This window comes from Microbacterium alkaliflavum, from assembly GCF_044325405.1.
GTDB lineage: Bacteria > Actinomycetota > Actinomycetes > Actinomycetales > Microbacteriaceae > Microbacterium > Microbacterium alkaliflavum.
Genome location: NZ_JBIQWL010000003.1, coordinates 1 through 16,079, shown reverse-complemented (window position 1 = coordinate 16,079; position 16,079 = coordinate 1). Strand labels below are relative to the sequence as shown.

Sequence of the window (16,079 nt, the reverse complement as noted above, 5' to 3'; positions counted from 1 at the left end):
GGGCTCAGCTCGAGGTGCGGATCGCCCGCACCCCCGCCCACAGGCCGAGCGCCGCGAGGATGAGCGCGGCGAGCCACCCCCACAGCACCGTGACGGCGCCGAGGTCGCCGGCGAAGAGCGCGCGCTCGGCCTGCACGACCCAGTTCACCGGGTTGACGGTGGAGACGGCCTTCATCCAGGCCGGGCCCTCGTCCAGCGGCAGGAGCATGCCCGAGAGGATCAGCAGCGGGAAGATGAGCGTCTGCTGCACACCCCAGAAGAGCCACTCGCGGTCCTTCGTCTTGAGCGCGAGCGTGTACGAGAGCGAGCCGAGCCCCACGCCGAACACAGCGAGCAGCGCAAGTCCGATGACGAGCCCGGCCGCGTTGATCGAGAACCCGAACGGCCACGCGATCAGCACGATGATGAGCGACTGCACGACGATCGGTGCGATCTCCTTGAGCGCGCGGCCGACGAGCAGCGACGACCGGGCGAGCGGGGCGACGAGCGTGCGCTCGTGCGAGCCCGTCATCATCTCGTACTGCAGGTTCGAGCCCGTCGCGCCGGTGCCGAACAGCACGATCATGACGAGCACACCCGGCACGAACCACTGCAGCGTCTCGGCAGGCGGCTGCCCCGACGAGCCGATGAGCAGCGGCGCGAAGAGCCCGAGGAACACGAGCGGCTGCACGAGGCTGAAGATGAGCGTGAACGGGTCGCGCACGACGGGCTTGAGCTCACGCGTCATGACGTTCCACGTATCGCGTGCGGGGTTCTGCCGCACGACGGTGTCGGGTCGGGTCGCGGTGGTCATCGGGTCGCTCCTGCCTTCTCGTGCGCCTCGGCATCTGCCGAGGCATCCGTCTCGTCGTTCTCTTCAGGGGACTCCCCCTCGCCGGCCTCCCGCAGGGTGCGGCCCGTGAGCGCGAGGAAGACGTCGTCGAGCGTCGGCGGCACGCCGGTCGCGGTGCGCACGCGGATGCCCGCGGCGTCGAGCTCTCGCACTGCGGTGGGCAGCAGCGCGTCTCCCTCCGGGGCGGTCAGGGCGACGGATGCTTCGCCCTCGCGCCGCACGTCGCGATCGGTCAGCCGCTGCACGACGGCGAGCGCCCGATCGGCCTCGTCCGCCGTGGCGAAGCCGAACGTCAGCACGTCGCCCGCGAGCGTCGCCTTGAGTGCCGTCGCGGTGTCGTCGGCGATGACCCGCCCCTTGTCCATGACCATCACGCGCTCGGCGTAGCGGTCGGCCTCCTCGAGGTAATGCGTCGTGAGGAACACCGTCGTGCCGTGCTCGGCGCGCAGGTCGAGGATGTGCTGCCACAGGTTCGCGCGGCTCTGCGGATCGAGGCCTGTCGACGGCTCGTCGAGGAAGAGGAGCGGCGGCGCATGCATGAGTCCGAGGGCGATGTCGAGCCGGCGCTTCTGCCCGCCGCTCAGCTGCTGCACGGAGCGGGTCGCGAACGAGCCGAGGTCGAGCGACGCGATGAGCTCGTCGGCCCGGTTCACGGCGGCCTGCTTCGGGATGCCGTAGAACGCGCCCTGGCTGAGCAGCTCGTCGCGCACGCGCTGCGGGAAGCTGCCACTCGTGAGCTGCCCGACGTATCCGATGCGCGCGCGCACGTCGCCGGGACGCTTCAAGATGTCGTGACCCACGACGCGCGCGGTGCCCGAGGTGGGCGGGATGAGGGTCGTGAGCATGCGCAGGCTTGTCGACTTGCCCGCGCCGTTCGGCCCGAGGAAGGCGACGAGCTCGCCGCGCCCGACGCGGAACGTGAGGTCGGTGACGGCCTCCACGACCTTCTTCTTGACGGTGAATCTCTTGGTGAGGCCTTGCGCCTCGATGATCGGTTCGTTCGCCATCCCTCGAGAGTAGAAACGGATGCGGACACATCCTGTCCGCGATGAATGTCAATCTTGAGGCATGTCCGATACGACCTCGCGGGCCCTCTCGCTCCTCAACCTGCTCCAGACGCACCGCCACTGGCCCGGGTCCGAGCTCGCTGACCGCCTCGGTGTGACGGAGCGCACGGTGCGGCGCGACGTCGAGCGGCTGCGTGAACTCGGGTATCGCATCGAGTCGACGCCCGGATCGGCCGGCGGCTACCGCCTGGAGGCGGGAAGCGCCGTGCCTCCGCTCCTGCTCACCGACGAAGAGGCCGTCGCGATGGCGATCGGGCTGCGGGTCGCGGCATCCCAGCGCCTCATCGACGGCCCCGAGACGACGCTGACGGCGCTCGCGAAGCTCGAGCAGGTCCTGCCCGCGCCTCTGCGCCGGCGCGTCAACGCCCTGGCCGACAGCGTGCAGCCGGCGGGGATCCGCTCGGGAGCCGCGGTCTCGAGCGACGTGCTCGGCGAGCTCGCACTCGCCTGCCGCGACCACGAGCGCGTGCGATTCACGTACTCCGCGGCATCCGGCGAGGTGACCCGTCGGCGCGTCGAGCCGCACGCGCTCGCGCCCGCCGACCGGCACTGGTACCTGCTGTGCTGGGACCTCGAGAAGGCCGACTGGCGCACCTTCCGCGTCGACCGGCTCACCGAGGTCGAGCACACTCGCGTCCTGTTCGAGCCGCACGACCTCACACCAGAGCAGATCGAGGAGTTCATCCTCGTCGCGCGCTCGTGGGTGCGGCAGCCGGTCGAGACCGACATCGTGATGGACCTCCCCTACGACACGATGCGCGAGTGGTTCGGGCAGTGGGGCCAGGGCGCCGCACCAGAGGATGCCGCGCACACGCGCTGGCCCGTCGGCGGCGCGGACTTCCGCGAGACGATGTATGGCCTGTCGTGGGTTCCGGCCGGCGTCGAGTACGCGACCGACCTGCCCGAGCCCGCGCGCGGAGAGCTGCGCGAGACGCTCGAGCGGATGCTGCGTGCCCTCGACGCCCCCGTTCCTCCGCCGCGGGATGTGGTCCCCACGACTCCTTCACGCGACGGTGACCCGCCGCGGGGAGCCTCCGATCGCGTGGGCCCGACCGCGTCCCGCACGCGGGTGCGCCGCTGAAGCTTCGCCGCGCTACTCTCGGGGATATGACAGAACAAAGCGTCGCCGAGACCCTCGCCCGTGTCGAGTCGGAGGAGCGCGAGCTCGTGCTGCCGCGCTTCGACCTCGACGACGCGTGGCGTCTCGGATCGGCCTTGCGCGCGACTGCCGTCGAGCGCAAGCTCCCGGTCGTCATCGGGATCTCCCTCGGCGAGGCGCGCGTCTTCCACACGGCGCTGCCGGGGTCGAGCGCCGACAACGACGGCTGGCTCGAACGCAAGTCGCGCGTCGCCCGCCGCTACGGCCGCTCGTCGTACGGGGTGGGCCTGACGTTCAAGGCCCGCGGCAGCGACTTCGACCTGCATGGGCGCTTGGACACCTCTCTGTATGCGGCCCACGGAGGCGTCTTCCCCATCACGATCGCGGGCGTCGGCGTCGTCGGCACGGTCGGGGTGTCGGGCCTGCCGCAGGAAGACGACCACGCGCTCGTCGTCGAGCACCTCCGGGCGCTGCGGGCCGAGATGGGCTGAGCCTCGCCGCGGGGCACAGCTGCGGGGATTCTGCGCGGCGCGCCCGGCCTGCTTGGCGTGTCAGCGGAAATCCCCGCCGTTGTGCACGGGTCGGTGGCGTCTCCTCAGGTCAGGTGGCGGGACAGCCACGCCCGCAGCGGCGCCGCCCGCTCGATCGCCTCGACGATGCGGTCCTTCGCCTCTGCCGTGGCAACCCACGGCTCGTCGGCGGGCCAGGTTCGTGTGGCCGCGATGCCCTTCAACCGCAGGAGCTCCGCTCGCGGGTGCGCACGGTCGAACCCCCGCGGCACGGTGGCGACAGCGTCGTGCCCCCCGATCCGGAAACCGTCTGCACGCAGCTCGTCGGCGATCCCCTGCAGTTCCTCGCCGGATGCCGGCGCGTCGACGGCGCCACGATATGCCGTGAGCTCCGCCGGGCTCATGTCGTACCGACCGGTCCCGACCATGAGCCGATCGGCGTCGAGATGGACGAAGCCGCTCGACCCGATCATCACGCCGAGCGAGGTCTTGTAGGGAGACTTGTCGGCACTGAACCTGACATCGCGGTGGGGCCGGAAGATCTTGCCCTCGCCATACTCGGGTGCAAGCTCGTCGAGCAGCGCGAGGGCGGGACCGGCCACCGCGTCGTCGTAGACCGCGCGGTGGGCCGTGAAGTAGGCCTTCGAGTTGTCCGCCTCGAGTCCCCGATAGAACTCGAGGGCCGCCGGCGGCCATCCCTCGAAGCCCGATGAAACGTGACTCTGGGTCATGTGCACATCATGCCCCCGTCCATGGTCTCGGGCGAGGCCTCGGGCCGACGCTGATGACCCCTCCGCACGCCACACTCCGACTCACAGTGAAACCTCAGTTAACGCTGGTTCGCTCCTCGCCCGGTGCGCGTTAGCGTGGGGTCATCGCGGCGATCCGGGCGGTCCCGGTCACCGGCTCATATCCGGCTGAGTTGCGGGTTCGACTCCCGCCGTCGCGTCTAATCTTGAGGGGCCGCGATCCCAATGTTTTCAAGGGATCGCGGGGTTCATTGCCTAGCTGTGACATGGTTTTGCCCACACTTTGCCCACACTTTGGCGTTGCGATGGCACGCGCGGGCGGCTTCTCAATCGAGTCAAGAACAGGACTGCTCGGTTGGACCGGGGCACTGAAGGGCGAGTCCCGTTTCGGCACCGCGGTCTGGCGAAGCGAGCATTCGACAGGCCCCGCCGTCATTGGTCGGAATCGCGCCGCTCGTAGTTAGTACGCTTCGGGAGTGGGCGAGCGCGAAACTGGGGGCGCTGAGCGACAGTCGGGGCTTGATGACCCCTACTTGCGAATCGACGTCTCCGAATGGACCAAGGTCGGTATCGAACAGAGCGGATCATCCCCTGGCCGATGGCTCCAGGACCCCGCGGACGCAGCCGTTCGATGGTTTCACAAAGACACGGTCATCCCTGAGCACGGCGTTGAACAGGGAGAGGACTGGGCTGAGGTCATCAGCACCCAGATCGGCGCATCCTTCGGGGTTCCCTGTGCTCCGACGCGGTTATGTCTCCGCAATGGTCGGCGTGGATCTTTGTCGCGGAACATTCGACGCGAGGGAATCGATCTGAACGAGGGGGGTGTCGTTCTCGAGCGCTCTCCAGATGTCCGTGGTTATGCTCCACACCGCAATGGGGTTGCGGGCGTGGACCCGACCCGACCAGGAGTGAGGCGGCCAGGACACACCGTGGAGAACATCCAGGTCGCATTACGGGACGTCGCAGCCCCTATCGAGTTCACCGGGCCGAGTGCACTCGACGGCTTCGACGTCTTCGTCGGGTACCTTCTGTTCGACGCGTTGATCGCGAACCAAGATCGTCACGAACAGAACTGGGCGGTCCTGACTCCGCAACTTACGGATCAGCCGGAGCGACTTGCCCCCTCATACGACCACGCAAGCAGCTTGGGATTCAATCTGCTTGACGGCAAGCGTGAAGAATGTCTCAACACGCCCGCAGGCGTCGCGGGCTGGGCACGCAATGGCCGTGCTGGGCGATTCGAGAACGAGGGCAAGCCGCTATCCCTCGTCGACTTCGCCATCGGCGCGCTCGCACGCTGCAGGCCCGCCGCTCGGCGATACTGGACTGACCAGGTCGCCGGTCTCGATCTCAGCGCTGTACGCCGGTCGCTGGTGGCTAATGCTCTTCCAGAGATGTCGGACGCCGCGAGTAGATTCGCGGATGCACTGCTTACCTGCAACGAGGAGAGGATTCGAGATGCCATCGCACACGCTGCTTGAGGCGTCGGCATCGTCCGTGGACCCACCCGCCCAGGAGTTGCTTGTTCTCTGGCAGCATCCGCTTTCTCGCGAGATCTTGCCCGTCGGTCGCCTCTCCTTCAACGGGACGACTTACGGATTTGATTACACAGTGGCAGCGTCCAGGATTGAAGGCTTCCGCGCCCTCTCCGGCTTGGGCATGCTCGGACAGCACACAGATAGCGCCCTGCTCCCCGCAATCTTCCGTCAACGGGTAATGGAGCCCACCAGGCCAGACTTCGCTGCTTACGTCGGGACCCTCGGCCTTAGCGCGGCAGATGCGACCCCCTGGGAGCAGATCCTCGAATCTGGTGGTGGGCGCGCCGGCGATACCTTGCAGTTCATGGAAATGCCGGTCGTTCGAGGCGGATACGCGCGTGCTCGATTCTTCGCCAACGGTGTTCGTCATATTCCCGGGCACGTCGCGGTGATCGCTGGCCACACCTTGGTTACCAGCGAGGAAAACCATGAGCACGCGCTCCAATCCCTGGCCCCGGGCGACATCGTCAGCGTCGTCGCGGAGGAGGCAAATAAAGTCGACTCACAGGCGGCACTGGTCACCGCCTCCGGGACGCCGATCGGCTGGGTACCGCGGCTCCTAGCTCCTGCATTCCGACGTCTGCTCTCATCACGCCCCGTTGAGCTGTCCGTCGTTCGGAGGAACGGCCCAGAATCTCCATCACATTTGCGGCTCGTACTCGAACTCAATGCGGCGGCTCCCTCGGGTTTCACATTCGACCCGGCCGGAGATTGGAACGCGATCTAGTAGACGAGTGGATCGGGAACACCATCAACGGCGAGTCGTGCGGCGATGGGCATGTAGTCGCACACGGCGCGCCAAGTCCCGTACTTCCCGGCAGAACGGAGCCGTGACTCGACCTGCTGCAAAAGCGCAGGAAGATGCTCCACATCCGCGACCGCGTAAGACAGCTGTTCTGCGGTCAACTCCGCAGCTCCCCAATCGCTCGTCCGCACAGAGCCCTTGGACAAACTGACCTGCAAGTAGCGGTTGCTGATGCTTTCGAGGGTGTGCGCGTCGGCGGGAAGCTCTGGATCGAGTAGCTTCGAAGCCGCCTTTGTACAGGCCAGACGCACCACATCGATCCCCCACTTAGAAGCAATGAACCGTAGATCGAATGGCGCAAAGTGGAAGGCTTTCAGCACTTCTTCCGAGCGGAGGACTCGGGCTAGCTGTCGGGGGTAGGAACGCACATCTCTGACCAGAACCGCGCCAGTCGGCTCCGAGTAGAGCTGGCAGAGCTGGAGCTCGGCAGTTCGCCAGTCCAGGCCGCTCGTTTCCGTATCAATGGCCACGATGCCGTCACGGACGAAGGCATCAGCAGCAGCCTGCGGCAAGTCGCCGCTTACAACGGTTACTAGCGTCACGGGAGTCAGACTACGGCCAACGCGAACTCCAAACTCCCGCTTGGACGAGGTGCGTGCGGAAGACTGGCCAGAGTTCGCCCACCTCTGTCGCGGCTCGGTCAGGTGGGGAGCTGCTGATCTGTCAAGCAGTTCGACGAGCTTTGGGTGGTGCGGCTTGAGAACGCGACGGTCATCGCTCCCGCGTGAGGAGGAGGGTCACACTCATCAATCAGTTCGTGGAGTGAATCTTTGTTCGGCACGCACTCTTCGCCGTATTCGCCGACGTCCTCGTCCGATTTGTACGAAATCGCGTGCCCAGCACGAGACGGACCTACCGCTGACCAGTTCTCGGCATCACCGCGCGATCGCCACGGTCCGCGCCTCGTTCAGCGAGGCAGACACAGTGTCGAGATCGTCGTCGAACAGGTCGGCGTAGACGTCGAGGGTCATCGCGGCGGACGCGTGGCCCAGCATCCGCTGCACTGCCTTTACGTTCGCGCCGGAGCTGATCGCGAGCGAGGCTGCGGTGTGTCGCAGGTCGTGCACGGTCATGCGGTCGAGGCCCGCGGCATCCAGTGCTGTCATAAACCAGGACCGCGACGCTCCGGAAGAACGCGGGCGACCGAGGTACTCCTGGCCGTCGCCGAATAGCAGACCGTCGCGCGCCTTCCCCTCGCAGAGCTTCGCGATCGGCAGCTCGAGAAACTCCGGGTAGGGCACCGACCGCACTTCGTGCGTCTTGGGCGAGCCGACGTGGATCTCGGAGCCGACCCGCACAGCGTTCTCGTTCACCGCGAGACGTCGGCGCAACGCATCCACGTCACGCACCCGGAGCGCGGTGAGCTCTCCCCACCGCAGACCGGTGTAGGCGGCGAGGTACACGAGCGTCGAGAATTCGCCCGCGGCGACGGCGAGCCGCTCGACCTCCTCATGACTGAGGTACTGATGCGCCTTGCGGTGCTTGCGCGGCAGGTTGTCGACACCGCGCGCCGGGTTGTATGAGATGCGACGGTCCTTGACAGCGATGTCGAGGACGGATGCCAGCACCCCGTGCGCCCGGATCACGACGGTCGCACTCTTCTTACGATCGGCCTGGCCGCGGGTGCGGACGCTGTCGCGTCGGTTCGTCTTGGCGGTGCCGGCGGCGAGTTGCGAAACCCACGTGCGGACGTCGCTGTGCGTGATCGCCGAGACGGGCGTCGCGCCCCACCGGGGCATGACGTAGACGCGCCACGCGTCCTCGATCGCTCGGTAGCTCGAGGGCTTCAGCCGTGAGCGCTTCGATTCGAGCCAGCCGGGCCCGAGCTCGGCGATCGTCGTGCGCGCTCGAGACGGCTCGATGTACTCTCCGGTCGCCTTCGACACCTCGATCGTCGCGAGGAAGAGATCCGCCTCGCGCTTGGTCCGGAAGCCCCGCTTGTCGGTCTGCCGATGGTCGGGCGTGCGGTAGCGCACGCGGTATCGCTTGCCGCGCGCGGTCTCGTATGCCTCAACCGTACCCATCTGCCCCTCCTCCGTCCGCCTCCTGTGCCATCCGGGCGATCTCCCGCTCGACGATCGCTCGAACGTCGTCTTGAGTTATGCCCGCGGCAGCCAAACTCGCTTCCCATTCCTCGCGACCATGCTGACTCCAGAACGGGTAGATGACCTTTGCGAGCCGTCGTGCCGCCGCCCCATGCTCGGTGCTCGTCATGTACCCCGCGACGCGGGCTCGCTGGATCCAGTTCGTCGCCGTTCGCTGCTTCAGCCCGATGGCATCGGCGACGGCGAGCGCGGGGTTGTCTCCCGAGATCTCCGCGATCCGGTAGATGAGACCGGTGAGGAGAAGAGCCTCATCGTCCGTCGGGCGGAAGTCGGGAAAGCTGCGAAGCCCGCCGCGGAATCGGAGATGGCGGAGTTGCGCGAGCTCAAACGCCCAGGCAGGCAGGGCCGCAAGGATGCCGGCATTGGCGATCGCGTGAACGCGAACCGTGCGGAAGAAGGCACCTGAGATCTCGAGGGCGTTGTCCAGACGATCGACACCGAACGCCGCCACCTCGAAGGCGCCCGTCGACTCGACGTACTCGATCCGAAACGTGACGAGGACCTCTTGCTCGCCCTCCAACGCTCCGGCGCCCTCATTGCCGACAAGGATCTGTCCGCGCACGGTGGGCTTCAGTTTGATCCCCGGCGGCACGATGATGCTTGCGCCCGATGCGGAGATCTGGGCTTTCTGGATTCGCCTGTCCACGCGTCGATGATGGCACAGAATGCGCGCCATTGACATGGGTACGCAATGGATCTATCGTGTGCGTATCAATGACACTGCGACGCAAGAAGGTCGAGATGGATGCCGATGACGAATGGCTTGATCTCGACCAGGCCGCCTCATTAATGCACATGACCAAGGCCAACCTCGCCCAGCTGAGGTACAAGGGCGGCGGTCCGGTCTACTACCGCCTGTCTGCGAAGACCATCCTCTACCGGCGGTCGGTCATCCTCGCGTGGATGGAAAGCTGCGCCCACGACCGCACCGACCACCCGCTGAGCGAGTCGCGCTTCCCCGTGCACCGCTGACGGCTTCGAGCGCGCTACTCAAGACCTCTCGAGCTGCCGCCGAGCCATTGCCACCAACCGTGGAGCGGATTCAGCGCGCGAGCGAGGCCTCCAGCGCCGCACGGACCGCCTCCGCAGCATCCTGCGGACCAACCCGGATGATCCCCTGATGTCCGAGGGCAGTTCGCCACTCTGAATCGGACGGGATGCGCTCGAACGGCACCTTCGCTGCACTGGTGTGCGTTCCCAGTCGGCCGAAGAGCGCGACGGCGTCGCCATTGATCATCCCCGCCTCCCCCATTGCCCAGAGGTCGTAAAGGTCGCGCGGTGCGCGGCGATCGCTCCACGCCGACAGCTTCGACGCGACGAATGCTGCGCCCGTAAGCACTCTCAGTTCTGCCGACGGCGCGTCACTGTATCTTTGCTCGATCTCGACTACCTCGGTCGGCCACGCGGGATATCCCTCGGTCGAGAGCAGCTGGATCTGCACTCGTACGTCGCCGACCTGCAGGACGGACGGTTCGGGATGCCGTGCCTGGCGAAGTCGCGGCGTGAAGGTCACCGCCCCCAATGTCCGCTGGAGCTGCCTCCCGAGCTCAGACTCGATCCGATCACCGATCGCGCGGCGCTCGCCCAGCGCGATGAGGTCGATGTCTTCCGACAGGCGGAGGTCGGTGAGGTGAGTCCTCGACAGTGCCGTCCCACCGAAGAAGACGACGTCGTCGGTCCCGACGCGCGCGATGGCGGCCAGTGCATGCGAAATGACGTGGTCACGGATGACCTGATCGGAGTCGACTCCGAACTTGGCCTCGGTGTCCAATCGTTCGGCCGCGTCGAGCACTCCTGAAACACGGGTTTCGTTCTTCGCATCATCCCGCTGCGACATGGCGCTCCTCGAGCTGATCGATCATCTGCCGCACGGCGAGATTCGCGCGTCCAGCAGCCTTTGCGATGCGCGCGAGTTCGTCGGAGGCAACTCGCGCCGCCAGATTCTCGGCGGCCGCGGCCGCTTCAGCGGGGAGCCCTCCCTGGGCCGGCCGCGTCAACAAGTCGTAGAGCGTCTGCGGCGGGGTCGTGACCAGTCCAGGCCCCAGCGCAGTCCGCTCGAGCACGAGGTCGAGGCGCTCGAGGTCTCGCCCCACGAGGTGGATGATGCCGCCGGCATCGAGTGTCACCGGGACGTAGTTGCGCCCCTGGACCGCGACGGTCGTGACGCCGATCGCGCGCGGGATCGCCGCCCAATGTCTGGCAGCGCCGATCCCTGTGAGCGCGACGTTGCGGTGGCCGAACCGCGCCGCGGCGACGGCCAGACCTGCCGGCTCAAGGGGCGGCTTCCACCTACGGCCGTCAGCGCCGTCGGGCGGCGCCGTGTAGATGCCGTGGGTCAGGCGAATGAGCGCGCCACGCTCGACAAGCTGGTTCACGACACGCCACGGGAGCGCCGTGTAGCCCTCGAGATCCTTCAGGCGCACGGTGCGGAGGGGCGCTCGTTCGACCGCGCGAAGCAGATCGATGTCCCCGGCCATCGCGCTCACCTCCCAACACATAGAAATATACACTCTGGGTGTATTTCTGTGTTGTTTATTCCGAACCGACAGACCCGGCGCGCCCTACTACGAGCGCGCCCAGCTACAGCCCCAACCCTCCCCGACCAACGCTCGGCCGCACCGCAGGCCCCGTCCACTCCGGCGCGACGGCCCGTCGCGCGGCCCGACTGAGGTCGATCTGGGCGGCTCGCCGGGAGTCCTCGATCGTCGGCTCCGGGATGCCGCGCCGCATCGCATCCGCCAGCTCGACACGCGCAGCATCGGCCGATCCAGCAACCACGATCGCCTCGTTCCATCGGCGACCCCGCGTGAGCCCGACATAGAGGCCCGCCGCGTCGACGCCCGGACCGACGATAGAGGCGTCGACCGTCTCCCCTTGGATGCCGTGCACGGTCGAGGCGTAAGCGAGATGCGCATCCTCAGCCGCATAGTCGGTGCGGATCGTTCGCCGCTCCGTGGAGTCGGAGAGGTTCGTCAGCGCGATCCGATCATCGTCGATGCCGGTGATGACCCACATTGCACGGTTCTGCACATCGGCCGCGCGGTCATTGCGCCGCGTCTGAATGATGTCGCCGACGAGCATGCGCTGTCCGCGGCGACCGAGCGCGACGGCATCCGCCCCCAGTTCGCGGACCTCGAGGCGGCGTTGCTGGATCGCCTCGCTGATCGCATCGGCATCATCGTTCGTTGCGACGACGAGGGCGACATGTTCCCCACGACGAGTCCGCTCGAACCACGCGTCGACCATCGCATCGTGCGCGGCATCCGCACTCGCGACTTGTGCAACGTGACCACCGACCTCGAGCTCCTCGGCAACCGCCAGAGCGTCGGCCGATGTCGACACGCGTCGCAGCCGCAGCGTGAGCTCGCCGTAGGTCGGATCGGCGAAGCGATGCACGGAACGGAGCTCGACGACGTGGTCCGCGTGGCGGGTGAGCAGGGCCATCGCGCCGGCATGACCGACCGGCGCGGCTTGCCGCGGATCGCCGATCATCGCAATCCCCGCGCCCGTCTCATCGAGCACAGCTCCGAGGGCGTCCGCGGTCTGCAAGTCGACCATGCCGGCCTCGTCGACGACGATCCGATCTCCGCGACTCAGTGAGAACCGCTGTGGCCCGACATATCGACGGCCTGTCGATTCGTCGATCTCGCCATAGCTCAGGCGCGACCAGCGTTGGGCGCCAGCCGCATCCTCGCCCCACCGCCAGCCGTAGTCCGCGAGCAGCGCATGCAGACTCGAGGCGGCGGCACCCACTTCGCGCTCGGCGACGACGGCTGCCTTCTTGGTGGGTGCGACGAAGACGACCGATCGACGTTGCGCTGCGAGTGCATCGCGCGCGACGCGGAGCAGCGTCGTCTTGCCCGATCCGGCGGGGCCGGTGATCGAGACGAGTCGACTGGTGCCGGCGATGGCGGATGCCGCGGCCAGCTGCGCGTCGTCCAGCATGTCTTCGTGTCGACGCGCGAGCTCGTGCATCTGCTCGTGTTGCGGCAGCGCGCCGGGCGCTGCGAGGCGCGCGAACCGGTTATCGACGCGGAGTTTGAGCAACACCGTCTGCGATGCCATGAGCGCCTTGATGTGCGGCGGCTTGCTCGCGTCGTCTGGCACGAGGTCGATCGTGTCCGCGAGTGCCCGCTCGATCACATCGTCGATCAGTTCATCGAGCAGCGCTCGATCGATGCTCAGACCAGTTCGGGACACAGCGCGGATGGCACCTGCGCGAACGTCCCACGCGGAGAAGCGGCCGCTGCTCGCGATCGACCGAGCATCGGCATCCACGACCGCGATCTGTGCGAGAAGCTCGCGGTCGAGTTCGGCGAGCGATGCCGGCTCGAGGCGGGCCGGGCTGCGATGTCCGAGCAGGAGCGGGTCGATTTCGGCGAGCTCGGCGCGCACCCGGTTCTCCCACTCGATCTCATCGACGTGCGCCGGCTTGCCGGGGCGCCCCTGCGCCCACGCGAGCGCGTCGATGTGGCGCAGGTCGTCGGCGCCCGGCTCGCGGCCGGGGTGCTCGCCACGCCATAGGGCTATCAGGCGCATCCGGTTGGCCTCGATCTTGTTCGAGCGCCGCGAGAGCGGGCGCACGACGTGCGTGAGCTGCTCGATCTCGCCGTCCTCATCGAGCGTGTATCCGTGCGCGGCCAGAGCAGCGATCCACTGCGGATCGGTGCGCGCAGCGAGCTCGCCTTCGGCATTGACGACGGTGTGGAATTTCATGGCCACGCGCGAGTCGAGGCTCGACCACTTGCCGTCAGCGCCCTGCACCTTCATGTTCAGCCACAGGTGGCGGTGGATGTGCGGATCGAGCGACCGCGACCGACGATGCTGCAGTACGACGACCTCGAGCCTTGCGATGTCTTCACGGATGCTGCCGCCGTGACCTCGACGCGCGTTGAGCTCACGCTGCCAGAGCGCGATCGTCCGATCCCGCATGCGGTCTTGGAGTGCTTCGAACTCGCCAGCGATATCCGGGTCGAGCAGTGCCGCGATGCTGTACGACTTCGGGAAGTTGACCGTGCCGTCGAGAAGCGGGTCGGAGTTGTCGGTGCAGTGCGGCCTGCCGCGCTGCGTCCCCGTATGCGGGTTGGCTCCTTCGATCCACAGACGAAGTTGGCCGGAGTCGAGCGTGTCACGCGCGATCAGACCGCCAACGACTGTGAACCGCGCGACTGCCGCGTCGCCGCTATAGCTCAGAACCGCTGCTGCACCGGTTGACGGCGCCCGCTGAGCGTCGCATGTTCCGTCGAACGCGTAGGACATGGCATTCCGGATGCCGCGTCCGCCGACGCCCCGTTTCCAGCTGCGCAGTCCACCACGCATGCCGACAGGATACATGCCTAGTCGTGTCACCACCAGGCATGGTGCCTACGTGCATTGCTCTTTGGGTTGGGGTGATCTCGGCGAGGAACATCGTGGGCGGCCTCGCCAGGGAGTGGGTCGGGAGGCGATCGGCACGTGCGTTCAAGACGCGCTCATCGGGCATGACGTCGAGTCCTTCTTTGCACGCCAGTGGATCCCTGGGCGGAGCGCCATCCGGCTGCGGGGCAAGCGCGCGGCTGCCATTGTGCGGGCCGGTGGCGCACGCCGCCGACGAGCCTTCGTCCTGACGCTTGACGCGCTTGTCACCGTGCGAACGCGCTAGAGTCCGCACGCGACCTGCCCGCGCGTCGCGCACTCGCAGCGAGGACAGCTCCTCGATCCTGATCATCTTGCGCGTCGCCGTCTGGCGGCGAGGATGATCACGAGCGCGGTCGCGCTCAGGACCGCGCACACGACGAAGATCCCGCGCTCTTTGAGGATGGTCGCAGCTCCGAGCACGATGACAGGACCCGCCAGCACTGATCCGACCCGCTGAGAATTTAGAAATAGGCCCGTGGAGAGCCCGGGCTGACGGATCATCTGCTGGAAGAGCGCGATCCCCATTCCCGCGATCGCGGCGACGCGCCAGGCGTTCAGGGGCTGGAGCGCGAGCAGCAGAACAGGCTCGGTCACGAATCTCACAGCGATGAAATACACGACGCCCGCGATACATCCGGTCGCGACGAGGGCAAGGCTCGAGAATCTCGCACCGAGTCGCCCCATCATCATCAGAGCCGGCACCTCGAGCACCGCTGCGAGTCCGAGGGCGATGCCCGCCCAGACACCAGGGAGTCCGACTGCTCCGGTGATGAAGAGTGTCATCACAGAGACTGCCGAATTGCTTCCTGCGAAGAGGAGGACGAAGGCGATCATGATCAAGGCGATGAGCCCCGGGAGAGCGGCAGGTGGTCCTTCGGCTCGGCCCTGACCGGATGACTCGCGCTGCGCGTCAGCGCCGGGCCACGAAGCATGAGGACAACCGTCGCGATGCTCGAGACGGCAATTCCTTCGATGACCCCGAGCACCGACTTCGGGCCGACGAATCCGATGAGGGCCGTGCCCAGCGGCGGACCGGCCGCCCACGAGAGCGAGACCATCGCCCGCGTATTCACGATCTCCCGGGAAGTCGCCCCTGAGCTGCGCAGGTGAGCAAACAGCAGGGCTATCCGCGAACTGGCCGGTCCGCCGAGCACGAAGAGGAACACCAGTGCGATCGGCAGGGACTGCGTGAACGTCAGGCAGATCACGAGGCACAGCGTGGAGATCCCGCACGCGAGCATCGGTCGGAGGTAGTCCTTGAGTCTGTCGGCGAGGACAGGAACAACGAGGGCTGCGAGGAGCCCCCTGCGTTGTACAACGCCAATGACCAACCGACCTGAGCCGTCGACGCGTCGAAGAGCTTGACGAGGATGAGCGCGAGTGTCGGATTGAGCAATCCGAATTGCAGTCCCCAGAGCAGCGCATTGACCCGGACAACGAGGTGCAACTGTCCTCCGTTCCATGCCGTTGCTGCCCCAGACGAATCGAGGATGAGTGGCCCTTCAGGTCAAAAGGTCTGCGGCTACTCCCCGCCCGCGAGGTCAGCGGCTCCGATGATGCCCGCGTCGTTTCCGAGGCGGGCGATCGCGAATTCCGCGACGGGCCGGTCGCCGTAGCCGGGCAGCGCGGTCTCGTACGCGAGGCGCACGGGCTCGAGCAGCACCTCGCCGAGCTCGGCGACACCGCCGCCGATGACGAACAGCGACGGGTCGAGCACGGCCTGGAAGCCGCCGCAGGCCTCGCCGAGTGCGGTCGCCACGCGGCGCAGCGCCTCCAGCGCGCCCGGGTCGCCCGCCAGCACGAGGCGAGACACGGCGGGCCCGGAGATGCTGCCCTTCTCGGCGCGCACCTGGGCGAGGGCGTCGCCGAGGCCGGGCGTGTTCGCGATGTCGTCGGCCTCGCGCTGCAGAGCGCGGCCGGACGCATACTGCTCGAGGCATCCGTTCTGCCCGCAGCCGCACGGGCGGCCGTCGCG

Annotated in this window: 17 protein-coding genes and 1 tRNA gene; 6 read left to right on the top strand and 12 right to left on the bottom strand. The window is 67.2% G+C overall.

Features of this window, described 5'->3' with window-relative positions:
• Positions 1-4: 4 nt before the first annotated feature.
• A complete protein-coding gene (locus ACH3VR_RS09215; protein ID WP_396640488.1) occupies positions 5-793 on the bottom strand; it encodes an ABC transporter permease in 789 nt (262 codons plus the stop codon).
• Positions 790-1,839: an ATP-binding cassette domain-containing protein gene (locus tag ACH3VR_RS09210; protein ID WP_396640487.1), complete on the bottom strand. Its 1,050-nt coding sequence runs from the start codon at positions 1,837-1,839 to the stop codon at positions 790-792. The genes ACH3VR_RS09215 and ACH3VR_RS09210 overlap by 4 nt, the downstream gene beginning before the upstream one ends.
• Before the next feature lie 61 nt (positions 1,840-1,900).
• Here ACH3VR_RS09210 and ACH3VR_RS09205 point away from each other — a divergent pair, with 61 nt between their 5' ends.
• Together ACH3VR_RS09205 and ACH3VR_RS09200 are read left to right on the top strand one after the other, a co-directional pair.
• Positions 1,901-2,980, top strand: coding sequence for a helix-turn-helix transcriptional regulator (locus ACH3VR_RS09205; protein ID WP_396640486.1), 1,080 nt, complete (start codon positions 1,901-1,903; stop codon positions 2,978-2,980).
• 26 nt (positions 2,981-3,006) lie between these two features.
• Complete coding sequence (locus tag ACH3VR_RS09200) at positions 3,007-3,489, top strand: heme-degrading domain-containing protein (RefSeq protein ID WP_396640485.1); 483 nt, start codon at positions 3,007-3,009, stop codon at positions 3,487-3,489.
• Between the two features lie 104 nt (positions 3,490-3,593).
• On the opposite strand, the gene ACH3VR_RS09195 is transcribed toward ACH3VR_RS09200, so the two are convergent.
• Positions 3,594-4,238, bottom strand: a complete 645-nt coding sequence (locus tag ACH3VR_RS09195; RefSeq protein WP_396640484.1) for a DUF2461 domain-containing protein — start codon at positions 4,236-4,238, stop codon at positions 3,594-3,596.
• A 145-nt stretch (positions 4,239-4,383) separates the two neighbouring features.
• Here ACH3VR_RS09195 and ACH3VR_RS09190 point away from each other — a divergent pair.
• The 3 genes from ACH3VR_RS09190 (at position 4,384) to ACH3VR_RS09180 (ending at position 6,524) form a co-directional block, all read left to right on the top strand.
• Positions 4,384-4,456: transfer RNA gene (locus ACH3VR_RS09190), tRNA-Met, on the top strand.
• A 732-nt stretch (positions 4,457-5,188) separates the two neighbouring features.
• Positions 5,189-5,740 (top strand): HipA domain-containing protein, encoded by a 552-nt coding sequence (locus ACH3VR_RS09185; protein WP_396640483.1) that lies wholly within the window; start codon positions 5,189-5,191, stop codon positions 5,738-5,740.
• A complete protein-coding gene (locus ACH3VR_RS09180) occupies positions 5,718-6,524 on the top strand; it encodes a hypothetical protein (protein ID WP_396640482.1) in 807 nt (268 codons plus the stop codon). Before ACH3VR_RS09185 ends, ACH3VR_RS09180 begins: the two co-directional genes overlap by 23 nt.
• Here the strand turns inward: ACH3VR_RS09180 and ACH3VR_RS09175 are convergent.
• The 3 genes from ACH3VR_RS09175 to ACH3VR_RS09165 all read right to left on the bottom strand — a co-directional run bounded on the left by ACH3VR_RS09175 (position 6,521) and on the right by ACH3VR_RS09165 (position 9,353).
• Positions 6,521-7,144, bottom strand: a complete 624-nt coding sequence (locus ACH3VR_RS09175; RefSeq protein ID WP_396640481.1) for a 3'-5' exonuclease family protein — start codon at positions 7,142-7,144, stop codon at positions 6,521-6,523. The two genes, ACH3VR_RS09180 and ACH3VR_RS09175, sit on opposite strands and share 4 nt — an antisense overlap.
• Before the next feature lie 333 nt (positions 7,145-7,477).
• Positions 7,478-8,626 (bottom strand): tyrosine-type recombinase/integrase, encoded by a 1,149-nt coding sequence (locus tag ACH3VR_RS09170; protein ID WP_396640480.1) that lies wholly within the window; start codon positions 8,624-8,626, stop codon positions 7,478-7,480.
• The gene (locus ACH3VR_RS09165) at positions 8,613-9,353 is read right to left on the bottom strand and encodes a hypothetical protein (protein ID WP_396640479.1); all 741 of its coding nucleotides are present in this window, start codon (positions 9,351-9,353) and stop codon (positions 8,613-8,615) included. The genes ACH3VR_RS09170 and ACH3VR_RS09165 overlap by 14 nt, the downstream gene beginning before the upstream one ends.
• Before the next feature lie 68 nt (positions 9,354-9,421).
• On the opposite strand from ACH3VR_RS09165, the gene ACH3VR_RS09160 reads away from it, so the two are divergent.
• Positions 9,422-9,679 carry a helix-turn-helix transcriptional regulator gene (locus tag ACH3VR_RS09160; protein ID WP_396640478.1) on the top strand — a complete coding sequence of 86 codons (258 nt, stop codon included), beginning with the start codon at positions 9,422-9,424 and terminating at the stop codon, positions 9,677-9,679.
• Between the two features lie 70 nt (positions 9,680-9,749).
• On the opposite strand, the gene ACH3VR_RS09155 is transcribed toward ACH3VR_RS09160, so the two are convergent.
• The 6 genes from ACH3VR_RS09155 to ACH3VR_RS09130 form a co-directional block, all read right to left on the bottom strand.
• Positions 9,750-10,544 (bottom strand): nucleotidyl transferase AbiEii/AbiGii toxin family protein, encoded by a 795-nt coding sequence (locus ACH3VR_RS09155; RefSeq protein ID WP_396640477.1) that lies wholly within the window; start codon positions 10,542-10,544, stop codon positions 9,750-9,752.
• Positions 10,528-11,184 carry a hypothetical protein gene (locus tag ACH3VR_RS09150; RefSeq protein ID WP_396640476.1) on the bottom strand — a complete coding sequence of 219 codons (657 nt, stop codon included), beginning with the start codon at positions 11,182-11,184 and terminating at the stop codon, positions 10,528-10,530. The genes ACH3VR_RS09155 and ACH3VR_RS09150 overlap by 17 nt, the downstream gene beginning before the upstream one ends.
• A 103-nt stretch (positions 11,185-11,287) precedes the next feature.
• A complete protein-coding gene (locus tag ACH3VR_RS09145) occupies positions 11,288-14,026 on the bottom strand; it encodes an AAA family ATPase (RefSeq protein ID WP_396640475.1) in 2,739 nt (912 codons plus the stop codon).
• A gap of 384 nt (positions 14,027-14,410) precedes the next feature.
• Positions 14,411-14,887 carry an MFS transporter gene (locus ACH3VR_RS09140; protein WP_396640474.1) on the bottom strand — a complete coding sequence of 159 codons (477 nt, stop codon included), beginning with the start codon at positions 14,885-14,887 and terminating at the stop codon, positions 14,411-14,413.
• Positions 14,888-14,940: 53 nt separating this feature from the next.
• Positions 14,941-15,312, bottom strand: a complete 372-nt coding sequence (locus ACH3VR_RS09135; protein ID WP_396640473.1) for an MFS transporter — start codon at positions 15,310-15,312, stop codon at positions 14,941-14,943.
• Positions 15,313-15,626: 314 nt separating this feature from the next.
• Positions 15,627-16,079, bottom strand: a 453-nt coding sequence (locus ACH3VR_RS09130; RefSeq protein WP_396640472.1) for an ROK family protein, incomplete at its 5' end; no start/stop codon positions are given.